This window comes from Mesorhizobium sp. M8A.F.Ca.ET.161.01.1.1 (assembly GCF_004792105.1).
In the GTDB taxonomy this organism is placed as follows: domain Bacteria; phylum Pseudomonadota; class Alphaproteobacteria; order Rhizobiales; family Rhizobiaceae; genus Mesorhizobium.
Genome location: NZ_SRTD01000008.1, coordinates 93492 through 115974, shown reverse-complemented (window position 1 = coordinate 115974; position 22483 = coordinate 93492). Strand labels below are relative to the sequence as shown.

Below are 22483 nucleotides of genomic sequence, written 5' to 3'. Positions count from 1 at the left end.
TGAAACGGCGCGCCCCTTTCCGCTTATTAAGGACAAGACATGTTCAATCACCACAAAGTGGAAATCGAATGGGGCGGCCGTCCGCTCATCCTGGAAACCGGCAAGATCGCGCGCCAGGCCGATGGCGCTGTGCTCGCCACTTATGGCGAGACCAAGGTGCTGGCCACCGTCGTTTCGATGAAGGAGCCGAAGCCCGGCCTCGATTTCTTTCCGCTGACCGTCAACTACCAGGAAAAGACCTATGCCGCCGGCAAGATCCCGGGCGGCTATTTCAAGCGTGAAGGCCGTCCGAGCGAAAAGGAAACGCTGGTTTCCCGCCTCATCGACCGCCCGATCCGCCCGCTCTTCGCCGACGGCTACAAGAACGACACGCAGATCGTCGTCACCGTCGTGCAGCACGATCTCGAAAATGATCCGGACATCCTGTCGATCGTCGCCACCTCGGCGGCCCTGACGCTCTCCGGCGTTCCGTTCATGGGCCCGGTCGGCGGCGCCCGCGTCGGTTACATCAACGGCGAATATGTGCTGAACCCGCATGTCGATGAGATGCAGGAATCCAAGCTCGACCTCGTTGTCGCCGGCACCGCCGACGCCGTGCTGATGGTCGAGTCGGAAGCCAAGGAACTTGGCGAAGAGCTGATGCTCGGCGCCGTCATGTTTGGCCACAAGGGTTTCCAGCCGGTCATCGACGCCATCATCAAGCTGGCCGAAGTTGCAGCCAAGGAACCGCGCGACTTCACCGCGCCGGATTATTCCGCGCTTGAGGCCGAGATGCTGAAGATCGTCGGCGACGAGCTCAGCAATGCCTACAAGAACGTCGACAAGCAGAAGCGTTACGCCGCGGTCGACGCCGTCAAGGCGAAGGTCAAGGCCGCGTTTGCCCCCGCTGAAGGCGAGGACGCAAAGTACACCTCCGAACAGATCGGCTCGGTGTTCAAGGAGCTCCAGGCCAAGGTCGTGCGCTGGAACATTCTCGACACCGGCTCGCGCATCGATGGCCGCGACCTCAAGACGGTTCGCAAGATCGTTTCCGAAGTCGGCGTCCTGCCGCGCACCCATGGTTCGGCGCTGTTCACCCGCGGCGAGACCCAGGCGCTGGTCGTCGCCACGCTCGGCACCGGCGAGGACGAGCAGTATGTCGATTCCCTGACCGGCATGTACAAGGAGAAGTTCCTCCTTCACTACAACTTCCCTCCCTATTCCGTCGGTGAGACCGGCCGCATGGGTTCGCCGGGCCGCCGCGAAATCGGCCACGGCAAGCTCGCCTGGCGCGCCATCCGTCCGATGCTGCCCTCCGCTGACCAGTTCCCCTACACGCTGCGCGTCGTCTCGGAGATCACCGAGTCCAACGGTTCGTCGTCGATGGCCACCGTCTGCGGTACCTCGCTGGCGCTGATGGATGCCGGCGTGCCGCTGGCCAAGCCGGTTGCCGGCATCGCCATGGGCCTGATCAAGGAAGGCGAGCGCTTCGCCGTGCTCTCCGATATCCTTGGCGACGAAGATCATCTCGGCGACATGGACTTCAAGGTCGCCGGCACCGAAGGCGGCATCACCTCGCTGCAGATGGACATCAAGATCGATGGCATCACCGAGGAGATCATGAAGATCGCCCTTGGCCAGGCCAAGGACGGCCGCCTGCACATCCTCGGCGAAATGGCCCATGCCCTGACCGGCGCCCGTCCCGAACTCGGCGAGTTCGCGCCGCGCATCGAGGTCATGCACATCCCGACCGACAAGATCCGCGACGTCATCGGTTCGGGCGGCAAGGTCATCCGCGAGATCGTCGAGAAGACCGGCGCCAAGATCAACATCGAGGACGACGGCACGGTCAAGATCGCTTCCTCGAACGCCAAGGAGATCGAGGCGGCCAAGAAGTGGATCCACACCATCGTCGCCGAGCCGGAAGTCGGCGAAATCTACGAAGGCACGGTCGTCAAGACCGCCGACTTCGGCGCCTTCGTCAACTTCTTCGGTCCGCGTGACGGCCTCGTCCACATCTCGCAGCTCGCCAACGACCGGGTCGCCAAGACCTCGGACGTCGTCAAGGAAGGCGACAAGGTCTGGGTCAAGCTGATGGGCTTCGACGAGCGCGGCAAGGTTCGCCTGTCGATGAAGGTCGTCGACCAGGCCACCGGCAAGGAAATCGCCCGCGACAAGAAGACCGAAGGCGAAGAAAACGCCGCCTGATCGGTCCGACGGAAAAACGAGGCGGGCGCGGCTTAGGTCGCGCCCGTTTTTGTTTATGGAGCACGGCTATGTCCGCTGAAGCGCTGAAGACGCTTTTTCACCCGTTCGAGGCCGAGGCTCTTTCCTTGCCGCGGCAGGGCCAGCGCGTTCTCTTCCTTGGCGCCGAACCCGGCCTGCGCCTGCCGCCGGCTTTCGAGGCTACGCTCAATCTCGTACAGGGCTTCCGGCCGTATTTCCGTGCGTTGCAGGCGGCCGGCTTCACGGTCACGCCGCAATCGGCCGGTGACGGTTTTGATGCCGCGTTGGTGCTCGCCGGCCGCCATCGCGGCCAGAACGAATTGCGCATCGCCGAGGCTATGGAGCGCGTGGCAGAGGGCGGATTGATCGTCATTGCCGGTGGCAAGGAGGATGGCATTGCCAGCCTGCGCAAGCGTGTTGGCGATCTTGCGCCGCTCGATGGCCACATGCCGAAATATCACGGCATTGCCTTCTGGCTGCGCCGCCCGGCTGACATGCAGGCCGCCGCCGTACTTCGCACCGCCAATCCCGCATTGCTGGTTGCGGACCGGTTCCACACCGAGCCCGGCATGTTCTCCTTCGATCGCGTCGATGCCGGTTCGAAACTGCTGGTCAACAACCTGCCAGGCGATCTGCGTGGCAGCGCGGCCGATTTCTGCTCCGGCTGGGGCTATGTGGCGGCGGAGATGGCCGCCCGCTCGCCGGGCTTGTCGCTCGATCTGTACGAGGCCGATTTCGACGCGCTGGAGGCGGCCAGGGGCAATCTCGGCAACATCTTGGCACAGGGCTTCTTCTGGACGGACCTGCTCGCCGAGCCTGTCGAGCGCCGCTACGACGTCATCGCCATGAACCCGCCCTTCCATCGCAGCCGTGCGGCGGAGCCTGAGATTGGTGCCGGCATGATCCGCGCGGCAGCCAAGGCCCTGAAGCCCGGCGGGCGCCTGTTCATGGTCGCCAACCGCCAGCTTCCTTACGAAGCCGTCCTGTCAGCGGCCTTCGCCAGCCACGCCGAGCTTGCCCGTGACGGCATGTTCAAGGTGTTTTCGGCGCGCCGGTAATGCAGCGGGCGGGTCATCAATGCAGGTTGGCGACGCGCCTCATGCCGTCTGCGACATGCCCGTCGCCAACGCTGATCTCGAGCGGTGCTGGCCGGCCGAAGAGGTAGCCCTGCACCACCTCACAGCCGGCGGCCCTGAGCAGCGTCGCCTGGCTTTCGGTCTCGACGCCTTCGGCGATGATGCTGACGCCGAGCGCCCGCGACAGCCCGACGATGGTCGACACGACGGCGCCGGAGCTGGCGTCGGTATCGATGCGGCTGATGAAGGAACGATCGATCTTCAGCTTGCCGAACGAGAAGTCGATCAGATAGCTGAGGTTGGAATAACCGGTGCCGAAATCATCGACGGCGACCGAGATGCCCATCTCGGCAAGCTCTTTCAGGATGGCGGCCGCGCGGTCGCGGTCCTGCATCATCGCCGTCTCGGTGACTTCCAGCTCCAGCCGTGACGGCTTGATGCCCGTGGTCCGCATCGTGTCGCGTACAAGGCCGACGAAGTCCTTGGTCATGAACTGGACCGGCGAGATGTTGACGGCGACGAAACAGTCGTCCGGCAGATGGCGGGCATCGCTGCAGGCCTTGCGCAGCACCCATTCGCCGATCGGGTTGATCATGCCGGTCTCCTCGGCGATCTGGATGAACTCCATCGGCGGGATCATGCCGCGTTCGGGATGCTGCCAGCGGATCAACGCCTCGTAGCCGACGATGCGGCCGGTCGGGAGGTCGAGCTGCGGCTGGTAGTGCAGGTCGAAATCACCGCGTTCAAAGGCGCTGTGCAGCTCGGATTCGACCCACTGGCGATGGTCGGCCACGCGTCCCATCTCGCTGTCGAAGACCGACCAGTTGCCAACTCCGCTCGCACGCGCATTCTGCAGCGCCAGGTTGGAGCGCCGCAGGATGAGGACCGGATCGACACCGTCCTTGGGCATCGCCACGATGCCGACCGACAGGCTCACCGATTGCTGGTGGCTGCTGAGTTCATACGGCTCCATCATTTCGTCGATGAGCCTCTCGACCATGCTTTCCAAGGTTCCCTGGATCAGATGGTCCGGGAGCAGCACCGCGAACTCGCCGGCCCCGATGCGTCCGATCGGCGCGCGCGCGGGCACGCAGCTGTGCAGCCGCTTGGTGAAGGCGCGGATCAGTTCGTCGCCCTGGGTGTAGCCGATCGCGTCGTTGATCTGTTTGAACCGGTCGATGTCGATGTCGATCAGGAACACCGGTTCCCCGGTACGGCTTGTCGCGCATGCCGCCTCGGCGATCTTGCCGACCATGGCCGGCCGCGCCAGCAGTCCGGTCAGCTTGTCGAAATGGGTTTCGTTGAAGACGAAATCCGCCGATTCATCGATGCCTGCGAAGAAGGACATTGCCGCCACCGATGCCGCAAGCGCGCAAAGCGCGGCCATGATCGCGACCATCATGTCAGCTGATATGCCGGCAAACCCCTCGCCGAGACCGTGCTTCAGGCCCCAGATGCCGAGGACGAAACTGCCAATGCCCGAACTTGCTATCGTGAGCAGTCGGAACACTGGCGTTCGCTTCGGGTTGCTGACGGCAGGCATGAAAAGGTCCCCAGGTCGGAGACCCTATAGCGGAAACCCTCTTAAAATGAGTTTCCGCGAATGCATTCAATTTTACTGGAGAGGATTATTTTCTTGACTGGGAAAAGGACCTGCTTGACGGGACCGCTCTTCAGTCTCCGCCGCCATCCGTCTGCTTCAATTCATCGAGCGTCGGCATCGAGACGATATGGTAGCCGGAATCGACATAGTGGATTTCGCCGGTGACACCGGAAGCGAGGTCGGACAGGAGATAGAGCGCGGAGCCGCCAACCTCGTCGATCGTCACGGTCCGGCGCAACGGCGAATTGCGCTGCTGGTAGGAGAACATGTGGCGGGCGTCCGAAATGCCGGCGCCGGCCAGTGTGCGCACCGGACCGGCCGAGATGCCGTTGATGCGGATGCCGCGCGGACCGTAGTCATTGGCGAGGTAGCGCACGCTGGCCTCGAGCCCGGCCTTGGCGACGCCCATGACATTATAGTTCGGCATGACGCGGACCGAGCCGGCATAGGTCAGCGTGATCATCGAGCCGCCGGCAGTCATCAGCGGCGCTGCATTGCGCGCCACCTCGGTGAAGGAATAGCAGGAGATCACCATGGTGCGGACGAAATTGTCCCGGCTGGTGTCGGCATAGAGGCCCTTCAACTCGTTCTTGTCGGAAAAGCCGATGGCATGGACGACGAAGTCCAACCCGCCCCATTCCTTGCCAAGCGTCTCGAACGTGGCGGCGACCGAAGCGCTGTCCTCGACGTCGCAGGGAACGACCAGCGAAGCGCCGAGCTTGTCGGCGAGCGGCTTGACCCGGCGGCCGAAAGCGTCGCCCTGGTAGGTGAAGGCGAGTTCCGCCCCATGTTCGGATAATTTCCGGGCTATGCCCCAGGCGATCGAATGATCGTTGGCGACACCCATGACAAGCCCGCGCTTGCCCTTCATCAATCCGTCCATGGCCGGCAATCCTTATGTAAAACTTGGCCCTATGCGGAATAGCGCTGGAAAACGAGCGTTGCGTTGGTGCCGCCGAAACCGAAGGAATTCGACAGAACGGTGTCGATCGCGGCGTTGTCGATGCGCTTGCGCACGATCGGCATGCCCTCGAATTCCGGATCGAGCGTCTCGATATGGGCGCTTTCTCCGATGAAGCCGCCTTGCATCATCAGGATCGAATAGATGGATTCCTGCACACCGGCCGCGCCCAGGGAATGGCCGGTCAGCGATTTCGTCGACGTGATGAACGGCATCTTCTCGCCGAACACTTCACGGATCGCGCCCATTTCCTTGGAATCACCGACCGGGGTCGAGGTGCCGTGGGTGTTGATGTAGTCGACCGGCGTGGAGACCGTCGCCAGCGCCTGGCGCATGCAGCGAACCGCGCCTTCGCCCGAGGGCGCCACCATGTCGTAGCCGTCCGACGTCGCGCCATAGCCGACGATCTCGGCGTAGATCTTGGCGCCGCGCGCCTTGGCGTGTTCCAGCTCTTCCAGCACCAGCACGCCGGCGCCGCCGGCGATGACGAAGCCGTCGCGATTGGCGTCATAGGCGCGCGATGCGGTGGAGGCCCTGTCGTTGAACTTCGACGACATGGCGCCCATGGCGTCGAACAGGTCCGACATCGTCCAGTCGAGATCCTCGTGGCCGCCGGCAAAGACCATGTCCTGCTTGCCCCACTGGATCAATTCGTAACCATTGCCGATGCAATGCGCCGAGGTCGAGCAGGCCGACGAGATCGAATAGTTGACGCCATGGATCTTGAACCAGGTGGCCAGCGTCGCCGACGCGGTCGACGACATCGCCTTCGGCACCGCGAAGGGACCGATGCGCTTGGGGCTGCCGTTCTTGAGCGTGGTCTCGGCGGCCTCGACGATGGTGCGGGTGGAAGGACCGCCCGAACCCATGACGATGCCGGTGCGCTCGTTGGTGATGTCGCTCTCGCCGAGGCCTGCATCCGCGATCGCCTGGTCCATGGCAACGTGATTCCAGGCCGCGCCCTGGCTCAGGAAACGCATCGCGCGGCGGTCGATCATGGCGGAAGGGTCGAGCGTCGGCGCGCCCCAGACCTGGCAGCGGAAGCCATGCTCCGCGAAGGAATCGGAAAAGCTGATGCCGGATCTGGCGTCATGCAGCGAGGTCTGCACCTCATTGGCATTGTTGCCGATCGACGACACGATGCCGAGGCCTGTGACTACGACACGTCTCATTCGCAACTCCTTCCAGGGATGCTGGCCAGTGTGCGGGCCAGGGCTGCGGTCAAGCGACCGCCGACTGCTTTGACAGACCGACCTTCAGGTCCGTCGCCGCGTATATGGGCTCACCATCCGCCTTCATCCAGCCATCAGCGATGCCGAGCACCAGCCGGCCGCGCATTACACGCTTGAAATCCACGCCATACTCGACCTTCTTGACCGATGGCGTGACCATGCCCTTGAACTTGACCTCTCCGGTCGACAGCGCCATTCCCTTGCCGGGTTCGCCGAGCCAGCCGAGATAGAAGCCTGTCAATTGCCACAGGGCGTCCAGGCCGAGGCAGCCAGGCATGATCGGATTGCCGATGAAATGGCAGGCAAAGAACCACAGGTCGGGCTTGATATCGAATTCGGCGCGGATGAAACCCTTGTCGAAGGCGCCGCCGGTCTCGCTGACTTCGGTGATACGGTCGAACATCAGCATCGGCGGGTAGGGCAGCTGGGCATTGCCCTCTCCGAACAGCTCGCCACGGGCGCAGGCCAGCAATTCTTCGTAGTCGTAGCTGGATTTCGAACCCGCCATCAATTTCTCCCCATATCGTCCGGGCGGTAGCGCGCCCTTGTCGTTGGTGTCCTAACACAATCTGTTTCAGGCCGGAAACCGGCGTTTGCGCTTAACCCGCCAGTCTGCCCGGGTCAATGCGCGCTATTGATCGCATTCGGGCGACAGAATATATGTCAACCGGGGTCCGGGTTCGGCATATATTCATTTTTTGCCACTCTGGGCGTGTCTTGAAGCGGGACTGTGAGCTTGGAAGACCAGATGGACCGGGGCTGCCGGAAGGAAAATGTCGCTGTGGACAAGCGGGTACGTGAAGCCGGCCTGAGGCCGACGCGTCAGCGCATTGCGCTGGCCGACCTGCTTTTCGCCAAGGGCGACCGCCATTTGTCGGCTGAGGAACTGCACGAGGAGGCGCAGGCCGCCGGCGTGCCGGTGTCGCTGGCCACCGTCTACAACGCGCTTCACCAGTTTACCCAGGCGGGGCTGCTGCGTATCCTCGCCGTCGAAGGTTCCAAGACCTATTTCGACACCAATACCTCCGATCACCACCATTTCTATATCGAAGGCGAAAACAGGATTTTCGACATCGCCAACGGCCCGGTCACGGTCACCAACCTGCCGGACCCGCCCGAGGGCATGGAAATCGCCAATGTCGATATCGTGGTGAGGCTGCGTCCCAAGCGTCCGGAATGACCGGCGAAGCCGGAACAATCGGTGTGGATGAAACCCTTGGATTGGATAGTGCGGCTCGAATGGGCCGTCGTGGCGGTTGCCGCAATCGGCTTCTATGGCGCGACGGGCGTTTCCTGGTGGCTTTTCGCGTTGCTCATCCTGGCGCCGGACCTGTCGATGCTGGGTTATCTCGGTGGACCTCGCATCGGCGCCCTTGCCTACAACGCCTTGCACATTCTGATCGTACCGGTGCTTCTGCTGCTTGCCGGGCATCTCGCCGGCAGTGCGGTCGGCAGCGCCATCGCACTGATCTGGATCGCTCATATCGCAATCGACCGTGCACTGGGTTACGGCTTGAAGCTGTCAACGGGGTTTCAGGACACCCATCTTGGCCCTATCGGGCGCAAACGCGAGACGTTCAGTCCTTGACCCGCTCGCCCGGATAGGCGCCCCAGACGACCGACTGGGCAAGCCAGCCGGTGTGGCCGTCGAGCGTCATTTCGCACCATTGGCCGTCGCAGGACTTGATCGTGCCCATAACGCCCGGTTCGACGATCGCCACCACCCTGGCATCCTTGTCGGGACCTTTCAGAAGATTGACCTGGCCGCCCTTGCCGCGCTGCCAGGGCGCGATGATCGCCGTGCGCCGGCCCGACAGCAGCGACTGGTTGATCCATCCTTCCGAGCCATCGGCGTCGCGCACGCGCCGCCACGTATCGAACTCCTGGATGATCTCCATCGGCAGGCCAGCCTTCATATACATCCAGTCGACCGAATAGTTGGCGCCGGGGCCGACGCGCGAGTTGACGCGGCCGGATTTCAGGCTGACGAATCGCGGCAGCGGCAGCCCACTCGGTCCGAGCGTGATGGCGCTCTGGGCAGGGGCGGCCGCGCTCTGCGCGCCGGCAAGCGGAGAATAGAGGAGAGCGCCGAGAAATGCTGCGCTGAGGGCCAGGCGAAGCGACGCGAAACCAGACACTTTCGTTCCTTTCGGCGCCGGCCCGACGGCTGCGGCACCCCTTTTTCTTTGTCTTCGGCGGCACCGCTTGTTACATGGGTAAAATCGGCTACCGCGACCAGCTTTCAGTTTCGCCGGTCTTGGTTAAAGAGGTCTCAACGAGGGAAACAATGCCAGGCAAAAAGAAGCCTCTCGTGGTCATCACGCGAAAGCTGCCCGACCCGGTCGAGACCCGCATGCGCGAACTGTTCGACGCAAGGCTGAATGTCGAGGACCGGCCGATGACGCAGCCGGAACTGGTCGCCGCGGTCAAGGAAGCCGACGTGCTGGTGCCGACCGTGACCGACCACATCGATGCCGCATTGATCGCCCAGGCCGGCGACAACCTCAAGCTGATCGCCAATTTCGGCAACGGCGTCGACAAGATCGACGTGGCGGCGGCGGCCAAGAAAGGCATCACCGTCACCAACACGCCCAACGTGCTCACCGAAGATACCGCCGACATGACCATGGCATTGATGCTGGCTGTGCCGCGCCGGCTGGCGGAAGGCGCCAACGTGCTCACGGGCGACAAGAAATGGGCCGGCTGGTCGCCGACCTGGATGCTTGGCCGGCGCATCTGGGGCAAGCGGCTCGGCATTGTCGGCATGGGCCGCATCGGCACCGCCGTTGCCAGGCGGGCCAAGGCCTTCGGGCTGTCCATCCACTATCACAACCGGCACCGCGTGCTGCCTGCGGTCGAGGATGGGTTGGAGGCGACCTATTGGGAGAGTCTCGACCAGATGCTGGCCCGCATGGACATCATCTCGGTCAATTGTCCGTCGACGCCGGCAACCTTCCATCTTCTGTCGGCCCGGCGGCTGGCGTTGCTGCAGCCCACCGCCTATATCGTCAACACCGCCCGCGGCGACATCATCGACGAAGAAGCGCTGGTCAAGCTCATCCAGGACGGCAAGATCGCCGGCGCCGGCCTCGACGTCTACGAGCACGAGCCGGCCCTTAACGCCAAGCTCTTGAAACTCGCCGCCAGGAACAAGGTCGTGCTTCTGCCGCATATGGGCTCGGCCACGCTCGAGGGCCGCATCGACATGGGCGAGAAGGTCATCATCAATATCCGCGCCTTCGTCGACGGCCATCGTCCGCCGGACCGCGTGCTGCCGCTCAGGACCTGAAACTGTCCAGGCGCAGGCTCGCCGTTCAATGTAACGCGACGCTTACGAGATCGTTTTGCGCATGGTGATGGAGGTCGGCCTGTCATAGCCGTCATGCGCCGTCCGTCCGGTTTCGCGAAATCCGAGCCGGGCGAAGGCGGCAAGATTGGTGGTGAGCTCGATCCTCGTCTCGAGCTCGATGGCGGCCTTGCCGCGGCTGCGGGCCAGATCTTCGGCCGCTTGCATCAGCCGTCGGCCAATGCCGTGCCCCTGGCGGTCCGGGGCGACGGCGAGCTTGCCGACATAAAGACCGTCAGCTCTTTCAAGAGCAAAAACGCAGCCCACGATCCTGTCGCCGTCGAGTGCCAGGAAGCCGGTCTCCCGCAGCGCCTTGGTGCGCAGCGCATCGGCTGTGAGCAGGTGAGCCGACGACGGCGGGTCGATGATGCCGTCCATAAAGGCGAAGGCACCCATGATGAGGGCAAGCACATCACCCCAGCGGCCGAAATCGGCTGGGATCCGCGTGATCGAAACATGGGAATGTTCCAAGATCAGCGTCTCTTGTAGCGGATCGTCTCGAAGCGCGCGGCCAGCGCATCATAGAGCAGCAGCCGGCCGATCAGCGGCTCGCCTATGCCGGTGATCAGCTTGATCGCCTCCATCGCCTGCAGCGTGCCGACGACCCCGGTCAGCGCTCCGAGCACCCCCGCCTCGGCGCAGGACGGCACAAGCCCCGGCGGCGGGGCCTCGGGAAACAGATCCCGATAGCTCGGGTTTGGCTTGCCGTCACTGCCGTTTTCGAAAGGCTTCAGCACGGTCACCGAGCCATCGAAGCGTCCAACGGCTGCATGCACCAGCGGCTTCTCTTGGCTGGCGCAGGCATCGGCCACCACATAACGCGTCTCGAAATTGTCGGACCCATCGACGACGACATCGTACCTGGCGACGAGGGCGGGGGCGTTCTCGGCGGTCAGCCGGAATGTGTGCGTTTCGACTGATATGTTGGGATTGATACGAGCGATCGCCGCCTCGGCGCTTTGGGTCTTCAGCATGCCGATCGTATCGGTGCCATGGATGACCTGGCGCTGCAGGTTGGAGAGAGAAACGGCGTCGTCGTCGACCACGCCGAGCGTACCGACGCCGGCCGCTGCGAGATATTCAAGCACCGGCGCACCGAGCCCGCCGGCGCCGATCACCAGGACCCGCGCCTGCTTGAGCTTCTGCTGGCCCGCGCCGCCGACCTCGGGCAGCACGATGTGGCGGGCATAGCGTTCGATCTCGTCGGCGGTGAGCGCTGTGGTCATATCAGGACCATATAGTGGTCGAAAAAGCTTGTCAGGGGTCTTCGGTTGGCCCAACCGTACCATGGTCGACAGTCAGGAACTGCGCTCGTCCACGCAGGCTGGAAAACAGCGCCGCATCGGTTCCCGTCATGAAAGCCTGGCATTTCAGTTCCTCCAGGATCGAGAACAGTGCCGCGCGCCGTCCGCCGTCGAGATGCGCCGCGATCTCGTCGAGCAGCAGGATCGGCGTCAGCCCGGACATTTCCCCGGTCAGCCGGGCATGCGACAGCACGATGCCGACCAGCAGTGCCTTCTGTTCGCCGGTCGAGCAGAGTTCGGCCGGCGTCGCCTTGGGCCGGTGCCGGACCATGAGGTCTGAGCGGTGCGGGCCTTCGAGGGTGCGTCCGGCGGCGCGGTCACGGTCTCGGCCATCGGCAAGCGCCCGCCGGAACCGCTCCTCGACGTCGACCGCCGGGGCGCCGGCAATCTCGGCCTCCAGGTCACCCGAAAGGCCGATATCGGCCTGCGGAAACGGTCCGGTGTCGGGCAGCCTGCCGATCATGGCGGCCAGCAGCCGCACCATTTCGGCGCGCGCCGCGGCGATCGCCACGCCGGTCTCTGCCATCTGCGTCTCTATCGCCTCGAACCAGCCGGCATCCCGCGAGCCTTCCGTCAGCAAACGGTTACGGCCCCGCATCGCCTTCTCGTAATCGAGCGCACGCTGGCCATGTCCGGGATCGATCGCCAGCACCAGCCGGTCGAGAAAGCGCCGGCGATCCGCGGCAGGTCCGGTGAACAACGAATCCATCGCCGGCGTCAGCCACACGACCCGCAGCCACTCCAGCATGCCCTCGGCCCGCGCGGCGGCTCCGTTTATACGCACCCGCCTGCCGCTTTCCGCCGTGTCGCCCCCGGAGATGCCCGTGCCGATCTCGACCTCGCCGCCAGGCCCGTCGAGCCGGGCATGCAGGGCAAAGCCGCCATCGCCACCCTCACGTGCCACATCCCCGTAAGGTGCGCGGCGCAAGCCGCGCCCGGGCGTCAGAAAGGAGATCGCTTCGAGGAGATTGGTCTTGCCGGCACCATTGTCGCCCGAAAAGACCACGGCGCCCGGCGCAACATCTATCGCCAGGGTCGCGTAGTTACGAAAATTGGTAAGCGTAAGCTTACTTATATGGGTTTGTGCCGGCAACCGCTATCCGCCCGTGGAAGTCACCGCAACCAACGCCCGCCGCCGGCCGTATTCGCCAGGCGCCGCCGCGCCGGCTATACCCGCATCGGCATCAGCACGTAAAGCGCGGTCTCGTCGGCCATGTCGTGGATCAGCGTCGGTGAACCGGCGTCGGCCAGCATGAATTTGGCTTCCGTGCCGGTCAGCTGCGCGGCGACATCGAGCAGATATTTGGCATTGAAGCCGATCTCGATCGGGTCGGCCGAATAGTCTGCCGCCAGTTCTTCCGTTGCGCTGCCCGAATCCGGATTGTTGACGGCAAGCGTCACCTGGCCTTCGCTGATCGAGAGCTTCACCGCGCGGCCGCGTTCGGAGGAGATGGTCGAGACGCGGTCGACCGCGGCTGCGAAGCTCTGGCGGTCGAGGATCAGCTTCTTGTCGTTGCCGGTCGGGATGACCCGCTGATAGTCGGGGAAGGTGCCGTCGATCAGCTTCGAGGTCAGCACGACGCTGCCGATGGTGAAGCGGATCTTGGTGTCGGACAATTCGGTGGTCACGGCGACGTCCGGATCGTCGACCAGCTTTTGCAGTTCACTTACCGTCTTGCGCGGAATGATGATGCCCGGCATGCCCTCGGAGCCAGCCGGTGCGTCGATCTCGGCGCGCGCCAGGCGGTGGCCGTCGGTCGCCACCGAGCGCAGCTTCAGCTTGCCGCCGACTTCATGCGTGTGCAGGTAGATGCCGTTGAGATAGTAGCGCGTCTCCTCGGTGGAGATGGCGAACTGCGTCTTCTCGATCAGGCCCTTCAGCGCCACCGAGTCGAGGCGGAAGATGTGCGAGAAGGATCCGGCCGAAAGCTCGGGAAAGTCGGATTGCGGCAGGCACTGCAGGCGGAAGCTGGAGCGGCCCGACGTCACCGTCATGGCGTTGCCGTCCTCATCCGTCTTCAGCATCACCTCGGCGCCGTCGGAAAGCTTGCGCACGATGTCATAGAGCAGGTGCGCGGGGACCGTCGTCGCGCCGCCGCGCTCGACCTTGGCGGGCGTCGCTTCCGTCACCTCCAGGTCGAGGTCGGTGGCCTTCATTTCGAGGCTGGCGCCTTCGGCGCTGAGCAGCACGTTGGACAGGATCGGTATGGTGTTGCGCCGTTCGACCACGCGGTGCACGTGGTTGAGCGACTTCAGGAGATTTGACCGTTCCAGGATAACACGCATGACGAAACAGGCTCGCTTGAATGAATGAACGGGTCTCCGGCTACCGGCGCCCCGCGAAAGCTCTGAACAGGCTTCAGAATCTACGCAAACTGACAGGAAAAAACCAGTGAACGCAAGCCCGCGCCACCGGTTCGGGCCGGTTACGCGGGCTTTCTGGGGATAAAGCTGGCCAACCCCACGAGCGGGCGGTTTTCGGCCGCTCAGGCCTGGTCGTTGATCAGCCTTCTCAGCAATTCCAGTTCCTGCGCCAGCGTGTTGTCATTGCCGGAAAGATCCTCGATCTTGCGCACGGCGTGCAGCACCGTCGTGTGGTCGCGACCGCCGAAGCGCCGTCCGATTTCCGGCAGCGAGCGCGGCGTCATCACCTTCGACAGATACATCGCGACCTGCCGCGGCTTGACGATGGTGCGCGTGCGCCGGTTGGACAAAAGTTCCGTCTTCGAGACGTTGTAGTGGCGCGCCACGATGCGCTGGATGTCCTCGATGCGGACCCGCTTCGGTTCGCCCGTGCGGTAGATATGGCCGAGGATCTCGTCGATGCGGTCGATCGTGATCTGCGGTTCGAACGACTGGCGAAACAGGAGCTGGTTGAAGGCGCCTTCCAGTTCGCGTCCGCTGCCGGTCACGGTGCGGGCAACGTGGTTGAGGATCTCCTCGGAAATGTCGAGCGATGCATCGTCGATCCTGGCCGTGGCCAGGCGCAGTTTGAGCATGCCGAGCCGCATGGCGAAGTCGGGTGCCGACATTTCGAGCGCGACGCCGCCATTGAGGCGCGAACGGACCCGCGGTTCGAGCGATTCCAGCTCCGACGGTGGCCGGTCGGCGGCGACGACGACCTGCTTGGCGCTGTCGAGCAACATGTTGATCAGATGGCAGAATTCATGCTGGATCGACTTGCCCTGCAGGAACTGCATGTCGTCGATGATCAAGAGGTCGATGTCGCGCAACTGCTCCTTGAGCGTCAATGCGTTGTTGTCGCGGATCGCGGTGGCGAAGCGCCACATGAAATACTCGGCGGTGAGATAGACGACGCGGGACTTCGGGTTCTGCTTCAGCGATTCCGCGGCAATGGCCTGCAAGAGGTGCGTCTTGCCGAGCCCGACGGTAGCATGCAGGAAAAGCGGATTGAAGCGCACCGCACTCGACTGCGATTCCGCCACGGCCTTGGCGGCGGCGAAGGCCACGCGGTTCGACGGTCCTTCGATGAAGGAGCCGAACGTGTAACGCGGGTCAAGCGGCGATCCCAGTACGTTGTGGCGGAACTCGCTCTCGACCGGCACACCCGGACGCGGCATGGGAGACCGCTCCACCCTGCCTGGGCTGACCGTGCCGGCGGCCAGCGCCGTCTGCGTCTGCCGCGTCATCTTGCGCGCCGGCGCCAATTCCGGTTCAGGCTGGCTGCGTCCCTGGCGGGTCGCCGTGCGCACGACGATCTCGATCTTGAGAAGCTCGGGATCCTCCTGCTTCCACAGCTCGGAAATGAGATCGTGATAGTGGCCGTTGATCCACGAGCGCAGGAACGCGGTGGGCACGGAGATGCGGACAATGCCCTTGGAAGCTTCCGCGACCTTCATGCGGCCGAACCAGCTGGAATAGACTTCGGTTCCCAGGCGCGCCTTCAACTGGGCCTTGACCCGGTCGAATTTCTGTTCCGCGTCGCTGGAGACCGCCATCTCGTTTGCTCCGATCAAAGTTCCAGGAAATGGGAGGTCGCCCGTAAGCTCCCTTTCGATGCCGCTCTGCATGATCGAGTTCCTTGCCTTTCTGTACCTGTTTTTTCGCCGGGGATGCGCCTCCTGCATCCTTTTTCCAGCGACCGTGTCTTCGCTACGATGCCCGTTGCCGCCGCTGGCAATGAACGTCGCCCACTATCCAAGGGAACCGGTGCCGGCCCATGGAAGCCAGTCCGCGTTGGGTATGTCAGGGCAATACGAGACCGTCCGGCGAAAGAGCGCCGGCGCGCCGTCCTACCTGCCATGTCTAGTTACGCCAGTCCCCTACCGTATCGAAAAAGAGCAAACCATACCCGTCCACGGACTTGATCCGCGTCGCAAATCCCGCCAATTTTAGCTGGCCGCGTCAGGCTGGGTTAAGGGCAAGAGGCCCGTCCCTTTCGATAGATCGACATTACCGAAATCGCTGTGGATAGGGCAAGGCCACGTCTAACGGATTTTTAAGGAATCTGGTTACCTCGGGCGGGTTCGAGCGCCATGCCGCAGTGGCTTATTTTGACAAAGCCATTGTGATTCAAACCCTTTTCCGACGAATATGAAAAAGCCGGGCCGGCGCGAAATTTTCTGAAATAATTCTCTTGACAGCCAGTTGTCCTCCCGTCGCTTCGGCGCGTTGTGGACAAGCTGTGGATGACTGTCGCTAACCAATTGAAAAATATTGGGTATTTCTGTGAGGCGGGATTTTTCTAGGCGCCGCTTTTCAAGCGTGCCGATCATCAGCGGGCATGCATGTGCCGGCAAAGCATTTCGAACTCTGGAATCTGCATTTGCAGCTGTTTGCGGCTATTCTTTTTAAGTACTTGCCGGCAAACGAAAAAACCCGGCGCAATCGGCCGGGTTCGAAGAAGATCGTCCTGGGAAGGCGATGTCAGGCCGACAGCACCTTGAGGCGCTGGGCGAGGCGCGACACCTTGCGGGATGCCGTGTTCTTGTGGATCACGCCCTTGGTCGCGGCGCGCATCAATTCCGGCTCGGCAGCCTTGAAGGCGGCCTGTGCGGCGGCCTTGTCACCGGAGGCGAGTGCCTCCTCGACCTGGCGGACGTAGGTGCGGACGCGCGAGCGGCGGTTCTTGTTGATCGCTGCGCGGCGGGCGATCTTGCGCGTTGCCTTTTTGGCCGAGGATGTGTTGGCCATGATGCCTCTCTTCTGATCTGGTCGGCGCACGCGGCGTGCCGCAGGGCGCAAAAAACAAACGGGCAGCCACGGGGCCGCCTCGGTTGGTGCGGCTTATAGTTCAGCTTTTCCGGCGCGTCAACGCCGCCTGGCGTTCTTTTTGGCCAAGGCCACGGGTTTCGGGCGTCGGCCTGCAACGCCCTACCGGTTGGTGAAATTCGGCTTCCGTTTTTCGGCGAACGCCGCCATGCCTTCCTTCTGGTCTTCGAGCGAGAAAAGCGAATGGAACAGGCGGCGTTCGAAGCGCAATCCCTCGGCAAGCGTCGTCTCATAGGTCCGGTTGACCGCTTCCTTGGCCATCATCACCGACGGCAGCGAGAAATCGGCGATTTTGGCCGCCGCCTTGACGGCCTCTTCGACCAGCTCGCCGGCCGGAACGACCCGCGACACGAGGCCCGCACGTTCTGCCTCGGCGGCGTCCATCATCCGTCCGGTCAGGCACATGTCCATCGCCTTCGATTTGCCGACGAACCGGGTCAGGCGTTGCGACCCGCCCATGCCGGGAATGACACCGAGCGTGATCTCGGGCTGGCCGAATTTGGCCGTGTCGGCGGCAATGATGAAATCGCACATCATGGCGAGTTCGCACCCGCCACCGAGCGCATAACCGGCCACCGCCGCAATGATCGGCTTTCGCGCCCGCGTCAGTTCCTCCCAGCCGACGAAGAAATCCTGCACATAGGCATCGACGAACGCGATCTCCTGCATTTCCTTGATGTCGGCACCCGCCGCGAAGGCTTTGTCGGAGCCGGTGATGACCATTGCGCCAATGCCCGTGTCGCCGCCGAAATCCTTCGCCGCCGCCACCACCTCGGCCATGACCCGCGAATTGAGGGCGTTGAGCGCCTTTGGCCGGTTCAGCGTGATCAGCCCGACCTTGCCGCGCCTCTCGGTGATGATCGTTTCATAGGCCATTGGCTGCTTCTCCTTGCTCGACCCCGGTCTAGCTCACGTCTGACACGCCCGGCAATAGAAGGTCGAGCGTCCGCTCTGCACGATGCGCTCGACATGGCCGCCGCAGCCGGGCTTCGGGCAAGGCTCACCTTCGCGGTCGTAGACGGCGAAGGAATGCTGGAAATAACCCAGCGATCCGTCGGTGTGCATATAGTCGCGCAGTGAAGATCCTCCGGCCGCGATGGCATCCGATATGACCGAGCGGATCGCCTCGGCGAGGCGATCGCTTTGTTCCCTGGCCTTCTTGCCTGGCCTGGCGATGGTGCCTGCCTCGCGCAGCGGTGACAGGCCGGCACGCCAGAGCGCCTCCGAGACATATATATTGCCTAAGCCGGCGATCAGCCTCTGGTCGAGAAGCGCTGCCTTGAGCGGCGATCTGCGGCCTTTCAGCAACGAGGCAAGCAGAACGCCGTCCAGCGCATTGCCGGTGGGTTCGACGCCCAGTCCGGCAAGCATCGGATGCGTCTCCGGCGGCTCTTCCGCAAACAGCATGAAACCGAAGCGGCGCGGATCGTTGAAGATGACACGTGACCGCCCGCCGGCCGCGGAAACGACATGGAACACGACATGATCGTGCGCCGCGCTCTTTGAGCGCTCATGGTGGAACACGCCCGGTGTCTCGTCGTCGTCGTAGGTCTCGATGCGAAAGGAGCCGGACATGCCGAGATGGCAGATCAGCACCGGACCGCCCTGCATATGCATGGTCAGATATTTGGCCCGCCGGCCGAGCGCCGTGACTGTCCTGCCGGTCAGCCGCTCCGAAAACCGTTCGGGGAAGGGGAAGCGCAGGTCCGGCCGTCTCATCTCGACCTTGGCCAGATTGGCGCCTTGCAGGACCGGCTGCAGCCCGCGCCGGACGGTCTCGACTTCAGGCAGTTCAGGCATGGCCGCCAATCATCGCATGGAAGGATGTGCCGTTGCGGCCGCGCGTCACCGCGAGGTGTTCGGCAACGGTCTCGCCGATATCGGCGAATGTTGCCCTCAGCCCTATGTCGCCGCCTTTGAGACCAGGTCCAGTGCCGATGACCGGGATCCGTTCACGCGTATGATCGGTGCCGCGCCAGGTCGGGTCGTTGCCGTGATCGGCGGTCAGGATGAGAAGGTCGCCCTGCTTCAGCTTGGCGAACGCCTCCGGAAGCCTCCGGTCGAAGGCCTCGAGGGCGGCCGCATAACCGGCGACATCGCGGCGATGGCCGAATTCTGTATCGAAATCGACGAAATTGGCGAAGACGAGGTCCCCGTCGGTGGCCTCGTCCATCGCGACCAGCGCCTTGTCGAACATGGCCATGTTGCCCGCGGCCTTGCGGACTTGCGAAATCCCGCGATGGGCGAAGATGTCGCCGATCTTGCCGACGGCGATGACACGGCTGCCGCGCGCCGTCAGCCGGTCGAGCAATGTCGGCTCGGGCGGCGGCACGGCGTAGTCGCGGCGATTGTAGGTCCGCTCGAAGGTGGCAGATGTCTCGCCGACGAACGGACGCGCGATTACCCGTCCGATCCTCAGTGGGTCGACCAGCCGGCGCACCACCTGGCAGAATTCATAGAGCCGCTCCAGGCCGAAATGGGCCTCATGCGCGGCGATCTGCAGGACGGAATCGACCGATGTGTAGCAAATCGGCTTGCCGGTGCGGATGTGCTCCTCGCCGAACCGCTCGATGATCTCGGTACCTGGCGCATGGCAATTGCCGAGGATGCCGGGCACCTTTCCTTCGCGGATCATCGCCTCGGTCAGGTCGGCCGGAAAGGCGGGAACCGTGTCCGGGAAATAACCCCAGTCGAAGCGCACCGGCAGGCCCGCGATCTCCCAGTGGCCGGAAGGCGTGTCCTTGCCACTCGAAATCTCTTGCGCCGCGCCATGGAAGGCATTGGCGAGCAGGTTCGTCCCGAAATGCGTAAAACCCAGTCCTGTCGCCGTCTCGGCCGCCTTGCCAAGTCCCAGCGATGCCATATGGGGGACGAACAGTGGTCCCTGGCGAAGCCCTTCGCGATCCGCGCGCCCTTCCGCGCAAGCTTCGGCGATGTGCGCCAGCGTGTTGGCGCCGGCGTCGCCATAGCTTTCGGCGTCGGCCGCGCCGCCGATGCCGAAGGAATCCAGGACAAAGAGGAAAGCACGCGCCATCGGGTCATTTGTTGCCAGTGTGGACGCCCAGACATAGGGTTCCACGGCGACGTTGGCAATTCGGAAACCAAACCGCAACGGCTTGGCGCGATACTCAGATCCATGTCGCCCAAAAGTGCGCAGCGGTTTTGCGATAACGACATGGACAAGCTAGGGATCCATGCGCGGTTTGGACAATGAGATACAGGCACAAGATCAAGTGCCGCGACGAGTTGGGCATGTCCATGGACGGAACAAAGGGCAAGGCGGTCCTGTCATGAAGGCTGCGCTCAAGGCTTGGACTGCCCTCATGGCTGTGAACGGCGCATTCTGGTGCGGACCGGTCTGGGCGGACTGGCGCGATGATATCGGCACATTTCGCATCGGCGTCGTGGCCGAGCCCGGCGCCGGCAACGCCGTTCCGGGGCTTGCGGTGTTGACGCAAGCCTTTACCGATGCGCTCGGCATGAAGGTCGAATTCGTCGTCGCCCGCGATTATGCGGCATTGATCGAGGGACAGGCCAATGCACGGATCGAATACGCCATCTATTCGGCGACCGCCTACGCCACGGCGCTGCAACGCTGCGGATGCATCGAGCCGCTCGTGGCGCCGGTCGATTCCGACGGTGCGGCCGGCATCCGCTCGGTATTGCTGACCAGGGATGGCAGACTGCGCGGCCTGGCCGATATGGAGACCCAGCGGATCGCCATGCCGCCGCAGGACAGCGTCGGCGGTTCGCTTTTGCCCTTGGCGGGGTTAGCCGCCGAACACGTCGAGATCGCCGAGGATGCACCGTTTCTTGTCGCCGCCGCCTCGGCGTCGGCGGCCGAAACCATGCTTGTCGACGGCCAGGCCGACGCCATGTTCGGCTGGGTGAAGGCGGCGGCCGACGGCCAGCCGCGACTGGCCGGGGGCACGCAGGCAAGGCTCGAGGCATCAGGCCTTTCGGCATCGGCCACTCAGGTGGTGTGGACGTCGGGTCTGCTGAGATACGGCCCGCATGCGGTACGCAGCGATCTCGATCCGGAAGCCAAGCGTCGGCTGACCGTGTTCCTCACCAATCTCAAATCGACGACGCCGGATGTCTACGACCTTCTGGAAGCGAGGCATGCCGGCGGCTTCATGCCTGTGGTTCCCAAGGACTATGCTGCGGCGGAGGCCATCGTGCGGATGGTGTCGGTCGATGGTGGGCGGCAATGAGCCCTCAGCAGTCGCTGCAAGGGATCGTGACGCTTCTGCGGGGGCGCAGATAATATGTTTCGCTCATCGTCATGCCTTTGGCGAGCGTCTCGATAAACCCAAGCTTCTGTTGGGTGTCTGTCGTCCAGCCGACGATCGGCTTGTAGCCCAGGGTGCTGTCGACGCGGACGAGAAAGGTCCCGGCGACCCTGAGCGCTGTCGGAACCGCAGTGGTCGAGCCCGCCGCTGCACCGACGCTGTATGCACCACTGGTCACCTTGCGTGACCACACCACCAACACCTTTGGCGTGGGATCGGTGGTGACCTGTATGGCTGTGATGGTGATGTCCGGCACCGAGCGGTTGTAGGGTTGAAGGGTTACGCTGCCGATCTTCATGATGGCATCGAGGTCCGCCTTGACGATGGTCGGCTGTTGCGTGACGAGATCGGCGACCATGCTGCCGATGCGGCTGACCTTCTTGCTCGTCTCGATGGCCTGCGAGGCCTCCATGGTCATGAAATACATGATCAGCAGGACAGGCGCGATAAGCGCGAACTCGACCGCCGCGACGCCGCGGCGATTGGACCAGAATCGGGCTGATTTGCCCCAAAGCCCCGCAATTCCCAGATGTGCCCCCGCACGCATCATACTCATTGCCTTTTTTCTTGTTGTTGCTTCCGTGATGGCATCAATTGTCGAACGGCTCGTTCTGCCAGGTCACCGAAGCGAAATGCAGGGTTTTGTTACCTCCCATCGACTGCGCCATCAGGTTGGTCATGATGGGCCATTTGTAGAAGACCCGCAGCATGTTCCTTGACTCCGCTGCACCCGCCGTGACGGTAAAGGGCACATCCGCGCCGCTTTTCGTCAGCTGAATATTACCGCCCTGAATCCTGAAGCCGGCCAGGGCCGCGTCGGCGAATGTCGTGTATTGGCGAAGATCGACGCTCAACTGATTGGGACAATCCTGGGAAACAATGATTTCTAGCTTGTCGCAGATCATGTTCTTCAAATTGTCCCCGGCGATGTCCGCGGCCTTCAACTGGCCGGTGCGCAGCCGGCGCGCGACATCGTCGGTGATGTTGGCCATCACCTCCTGGCTGGCAAACGAGATGCAGCTCTCGAGGATGGCGAACACCAGGAGTGCGAACGGTATGGCAAGCAACGCGAACTCCAGCGCCGTGCTGCCGCGTCGGTCGCGCACGAAGCGTTGGAAAGGCCCGGTACGCTCCACCTTGCGCTGATCTGTCGAGCCGAGTTCCATGCTCATGCGATGTTCCTGCCATCCCTGGACGGTGCTGACAGGTGTATTAACCCAAACCGATTGAGG

22 protein-coding genes are annotated in these 22483 nt (G+C 63.2%); 6 read left to right on the top strand and 16 right to left on the bottom strand.

Annotated features, from left to right (window positions below; all coding sequences use genetic code 11):
* Nucleotides 1–39: 39 nt before the first annotated feature.
* Together pnp and EN804_RS20380 are read left to right on the top strand one after the other, a co-directional pair.
* A complete protein-coding gene (gene pnp / locus EN804_RS20385; RefSeq protein ID WP_127276880.1) occupies nt 40–2187 on the top strand; it encodes a polyribonucleotide nucleotidyltransferase in 2148 nt (715 codons plus the stop codon).
* Between the two features lie 68 nt (nt 2188–2255).
* The gene (locus EN804_RS20380; protein ID WP_135921053.1) at nt 2256–3263 is read left to right on the top strand and encodes a class I SAM-dependent methyltransferase; all 1008 of its coding nucleotides are present in this window, start codon (nt 2256–2258) and stop codon (nt 3261–3263) included.
* Nucleotides 3264–3279: 16 nt separating this feature from the next.
* Here EN804_RS20380 and EN804_RS20375 read toward each other — a convergent pair whose 3' ends face one another.
* The 4 genes from EN804_RS20375 to fabA all read right to left on the bottom strand — a co-directional run bounded on the left by EN804_RS20375 (nt 3280) and on the right by fabA (nt 7585).
* Nucleotides 3280–4824, bottom strand: coding sequence for a bifunctional diguanylate cyclase/phosphodiesterase (locus tag EN804_RS20375; protein ID WP_127276876.1), 1545 nt, complete (start codon nt 4822–4824; stop codon nt 3280–3282).
* 130 nt (nt 4825–4954) lie between these two features.
* A complete protein-coding gene (gene fabI / locus EN804_RS20370) occupies nt 4955–5767 on the bottom strand; it encodes an enoyl-ACP reductase FabI (RefSeq protein ID WP_135921051.1) in 813 nt (270 codons plus the stop codon).
* A 29-nt stretch (nt 5768–5796) separates the two neighbouring features.
* Nucleotides 5797–7017, bottom strand: a complete 1221-nt coding sequence (fabB, locus tag EN804_RS20365; protein ID WP_127870747.1) for a beta-ketoacyl-ACP synthase I — start codon at nt 7015–7017, stop codon at nt 5797–5799.
* Between the two features lie 49 nt (nt 7018–7066).
* Nucleotides 7067–7585 (bottom strand): 3-hydroxyacyl-[acyl-carrier-protein] dehydratase FabA, encoded by a 519-nt coding sequence (gene fabA / locus EN804_RS20360; RefSeq protein ID WP_127276870.1) that lies wholly within the window; start codon nt 7583–7585, stop codon nt 7067–7069.
* Nucleotides 7586–7825: 240 nt separating this feature from the next.
* On the opposite strand from fabA, the gene irrA reads away from it, so the two are divergent.
* Both irrA and EN804_RS20350 read left to right on the top strand, forming a co-directional pair.
* Nucleotides 7826–8257 (top strand): iron response transcriptional regulator IrrA, encoded by a 432-nt coding sequence (irrA, locus tag EN804_RS20355; protein WP_027142023.1) that lies wholly within the window; start codon nt 7826–7828, stop codon nt 8255–8257.
* Nucleotides 8258–8284: 27 nt separating this feature from the next.
* Nucleotides 8285–8665, top strand: a complete 381-nt coding sequence (locus EN804_RS20350) for a DUF4260 domain-containing protein (RefSeq protein WP_135921047.1) — start codon at nt 8285–8287, stop codon at nt 8663–8665.
* On the opposite strand, the gene EN804_RS20345 is transcribed toward EN804_RS20350, so the two are convergent.
* Entirely contained in the window at nt 8655–9215 is a 561-nt protein-coding gene (locus tag EN804_RS20345; protein ID WP_127276864.1) for an SH3 domain-containing protein, read from the bottom strand. The two genes, EN804_RS20350 and EN804_RS20345, sit on opposite strands and share 11 nt — an antisense overlap.
* A 149-nt stretch (nt 9216–9364) precedes the next feature.
* Here EN804_RS20345 and EN804_RS20340 point away from each other — a divergent pair, with 149 nt between their 5' ends.
* A complete protein-coding gene (locus EN804_RS20340; RefSeq protein WP_127276862.1) occupies nt 9365–10366 on the top strand; it encodes a D-glycerate dehydrogenase in 1002 nt (333 codons plus the stop codon).
* A 42-nt stretch (nt 10367–10408) separates the two neighbouring features.
* Here EN804_RS20340 and EN804_RS20335 read toward each other — a convergent pair whose 3' ends face one another.
* From EN804_RS20335 to EN804_RS20295, 9 genes are all read right to left on the bottom strand, one after another.
* Nucleotides 10409–10894 (bottom strand): GNAT family N-acetyltransferase, encoded by a 486-nt coding sequence (locus EN804_RS20335; RefSeq protein WP_245520814.1) that lies wholly within the window; start codon nt 10892–10894, stop codon nt 10409–10411.
* A gap of 2 nt (nt 10895–10896) precedes the next feature.
* On the bottom strand, nt 10897–11649 hold the full coding sequence (locus EN804_RS20330) for a molybdopterin-synthase adenylyltransferase MoeB (protein ID WP_127870749.1): 753 nt from the start codon (nt 11647–11649) through the stop codon (nt 10897–10899).
* A 31-nt stretch (nt 11650–11680) separates the two neighbouring features.
* Entirely contained in the window at nt 11681–12820 is a 1140-nt protein-coding gene (gene recF, locus EN804_RS20325) for a DNA replication/repair protein RecF (protein WP_135921045.1), read from the bottom strand.
* A gap of 74 nt (nt 12821–12894) precedes the next feature.
* Nucleotides 12895–14013 (bottom strand): DNA polymerase III subunit beta, encoded by a 1119-nt coding sequence (dnaN, locus tag EN804_RS20320; protein WP_127276856.1) that lies wholly within the window; start codon nt 14011–14013, stop codon nt 12895–12897.
* Nucleotides 14014–14213: 200 nt separating this feature from the next.
* Nucleotides 14214–15758 (bottom strand): chromosomal replication initiator protein DnaA, encoded by a 1545-nt coding sequence (gene dnaA / locus EN804_RS20315; protein ID WP_127870750.1) that lies wholly within the window; start codon nt 15756–15758, stop codon nt 14214–14216.
* Nucleotides 15759–16614: 856 nt separating this feature from the next.
* Nucleotides 16615–16881 (bottom strand): 30S ribosomal protein S20, encoded by a 267-nt coding sequence (rpsT, locus tag EN804_RS20310; RefSeq protein ID WP_027026587.1) that lies wholly within the window; start codon nt 16879–16881, stop codon nt 16615–16617.
* Nucleotides 16882–17061: 180 nt separating this feature from the next.
* Complete coding sequence (locus EN804_RS20305) at nt 17062–17835, bottom strand: enoyl-CoA hydratase (protein ID WP_135921043.1); 774 nt, start codon at nt 17833–17835, stop codon at nt 17062–17064.
* A 33-nt stretch (nt 17836–17868) separates the two neighbouring features.
* Entirely contained in the window at nt 17869–18759 is an 891-nt protein-coding gene (gene mutM / locus EN804_RS20300) for a bifunctional DNA-formamidopyrimidine glycosylase/DNA-(apurinic or apyrimidinic site) lyase (RefSeq protein WP_135921041.1), read from the bottom strand.
* Nucleotides 18752–19993 carry a phosphopentomutase gene (locus tag EN804_RS20295; protein ID WP_135921039.1) on the bottom strand — a complete coding sequence of 414 codons (1242 nt, stop codon included), beginning with the start codon at nt 19991–19993 and terminating at the stop codon, nt 18752–18754. The genes mutM and EN804_RS20295 overlap by 8 nt, the downstream gene beginning before the upstream one ends.
* A gap of 256 nt (nt 19994–20249) precedes the next feature.
* Between EN804_RS20295 and EN804_RS20290 the strand changes: the two genes are divergently transcribed.
* Entirely contained in the window at nt 20250–21173 is a 924-nt protein-coding gene (locus EN804_RS20290; RefSeq protein ID WP_135921037.1) for a phosphate/phosphite/phosphonate ABC transporter substrate-binding protein, read from the top strand.
* Nucleotides 21174–21177: 4 nt separating this feature from the next.
* Here the strand turns inward: EN804_RS20290 and EN804_RS20285 are convergent, their stop codons facing one another.
* Together EN804_RS20285 and EN804_RS20280 are read right to left on the bottom strand one after the other, a co-directional pair.
* Nucleotides 21178–21801, bottom strand: coding sequence for a TadE/TadG family type IV pilus assembly protein (locus tag EN804_RS20285; RefSeq protein WP_135921189.1), 624 nt, complete (start codon nt 21799–21801; stop codon nt 21178–21180).
* A gap of 40 nt (nt 21802–21841) precedes the next feature.
* Nucleotides 21842–22423 carry a TadE/TadG family type IV pilus assembly protein gene (locus EN804_RS20280; RefSeq protein ID WP_127280725.1) on the bottom strand — a complete coding sequence of 194 codons (582 nt, stop codon included), beginning with the start codon at nt 22421–22423 and terminating at the stop codon, nt 21842–21844.
* Between the last annotated feature and the right edge of the window lie 60 nt (nt 22424–22483).

What these genes read in the sequence shown, in the direction of transcription:
- pnp (WP_127276880.1), top strand. Translation starts at nt 40, where the DNA reads ATGTTCAATCACCACAAAGTGGAAATCGAATGGGGCGGCCGTCCGCTC.
- EN804_RS20380 (WP_135921053.1), top strand. Translation starts at nt 2,256, where the DNA reads ATGTCCGCTGAAGCGCTGAAGACGCTTTTTCACCCGTTCGAGGCCGAG.
- EN804_RS20375 (WP_127276876.1), bottom strand. Translation starts at nt 4,824, where the DNA reads ATGCCTGCCGTCAGCAACCCGAAGCGAACGCCAGTGTTCCGACTGCTC.
- fabI (WP_135921051.1), bottom strand. Translation starts at nt 5,767, where the DNA reads ATGGACGGATTGATGAAGGGCAAGCGCGGGCTTGTCATGGGTGTCGCC.
- fabB (WP_127870747.1), bottom strand. Translation starts at nt 7,017, where the DNA reads ATGAGACGTGTCGTAGTCACAGGCCTCGGCATCGTGTCGTCGATCGGC.
- fabA (WP_127276870.1), bottom strand. Translation starts at nt 7,585, where the DNA reads ATGGCGGGTTCGAAATCCAGCTACGACTACGAAGAATTGCTGGCCTGC.
- irrA (WP_027142023.1), top strand. Translation starts at nt 7,826, where the DNA reads ATGGACCGGGGCTGCCGGAAGGAAAATGTCGCTGTGGACAAGCGGGTA.
- EN804_RS20350 (WP_135921047.1), top strand. Translation starts at nt 8,285, where the DNA reads ATGAAACCCTTGGATTGGATAGTGCGGCTCGAATGGGCCGTCGTGGCG.
- EN804_RS20340 (WP_127276862.1), top strand. Translation starts at nt 9,365, where the DNA reads ATGCCAGGCAAAAAGAAGCCTCTCGTGGTCATCACGCGAAAGCTGCCC.
- EN804_RS20330 (WP_127870749.1), bottom strand. Translation starts at nt 11,649, where the DNA reads ATGACCACAGCGCTCACCGCCGACGAGATCGAACGCTATGCCCGCCAC.
- dnaN (WP_127276856.1), bottom strand. Translation starts at nt 14,013, where the DNA reads ATGCGTGTTATCCTGGAACGGTCAAATCTCCTGAAGTCGCTCAACCAC.
- dnaA (WP_127870750.1), bottom strand. Translation starts at nt 15,758, where the DNA reads ATGCAGAGCGGCATCGAAAGGGAGCTTACGGGCGACCTCCCATTTCCT.
- rpsT (WP_027026587.1), bottom strand. Translation starts at nt 16,881, where the DNA reads ATGGCCAACACATCCTCGGCCAAAAAGGCAACGCGCAAGATCGCCCGC.
- EN804_RS20305 (WP_135921043.1), bottom strand. Translation starts at nt 17,835, where the DNA reads ATGGCCTATGAAACGATCATCACCGAGAGGCGCGGCAAGGTCGGGCTG.
- mutM (WP_135921041.1), bottom strand. Translation starts at nt 18,759, where the DNA reads ATGCCTGAACTGCCTGAAGTCGAGACCGTCCGGCGCGGGCTGCAGCCG.
- EN804_RS20295 (WP_135921039.1), bottom strand. Translation starts at nt 19,993, where the DNA reads ATGGCGCGTGCTTTCCTCTTTGTCCTGGATTCCTTCGGCATCGGCGGC.
- EN804_RS20290 (WP_135921037.1), top strand. Translation starts at nt 20,250, where the DNA reads ATGAAGGCTGCGCTCAAGGCTTGGACTGCCCTCATGGCTGTGAACGGC.
- EN804_RS20285 (WP_135921189.1), bottom strand. Translation starts at nt 21,801, where the DNA reads ATGATGCGTGCGGGGGCACATCTGGGAATTGCGGGGCTTTGGGGCAAA.
- EN804_RS20280 (WP_127280725.1), bottom strand. Translation starts at nt 22,423, where the DNA reads ATGAGCATGGAACTCGGCTCGACAGATCAGCGCAAGGTGGAGCGTACC.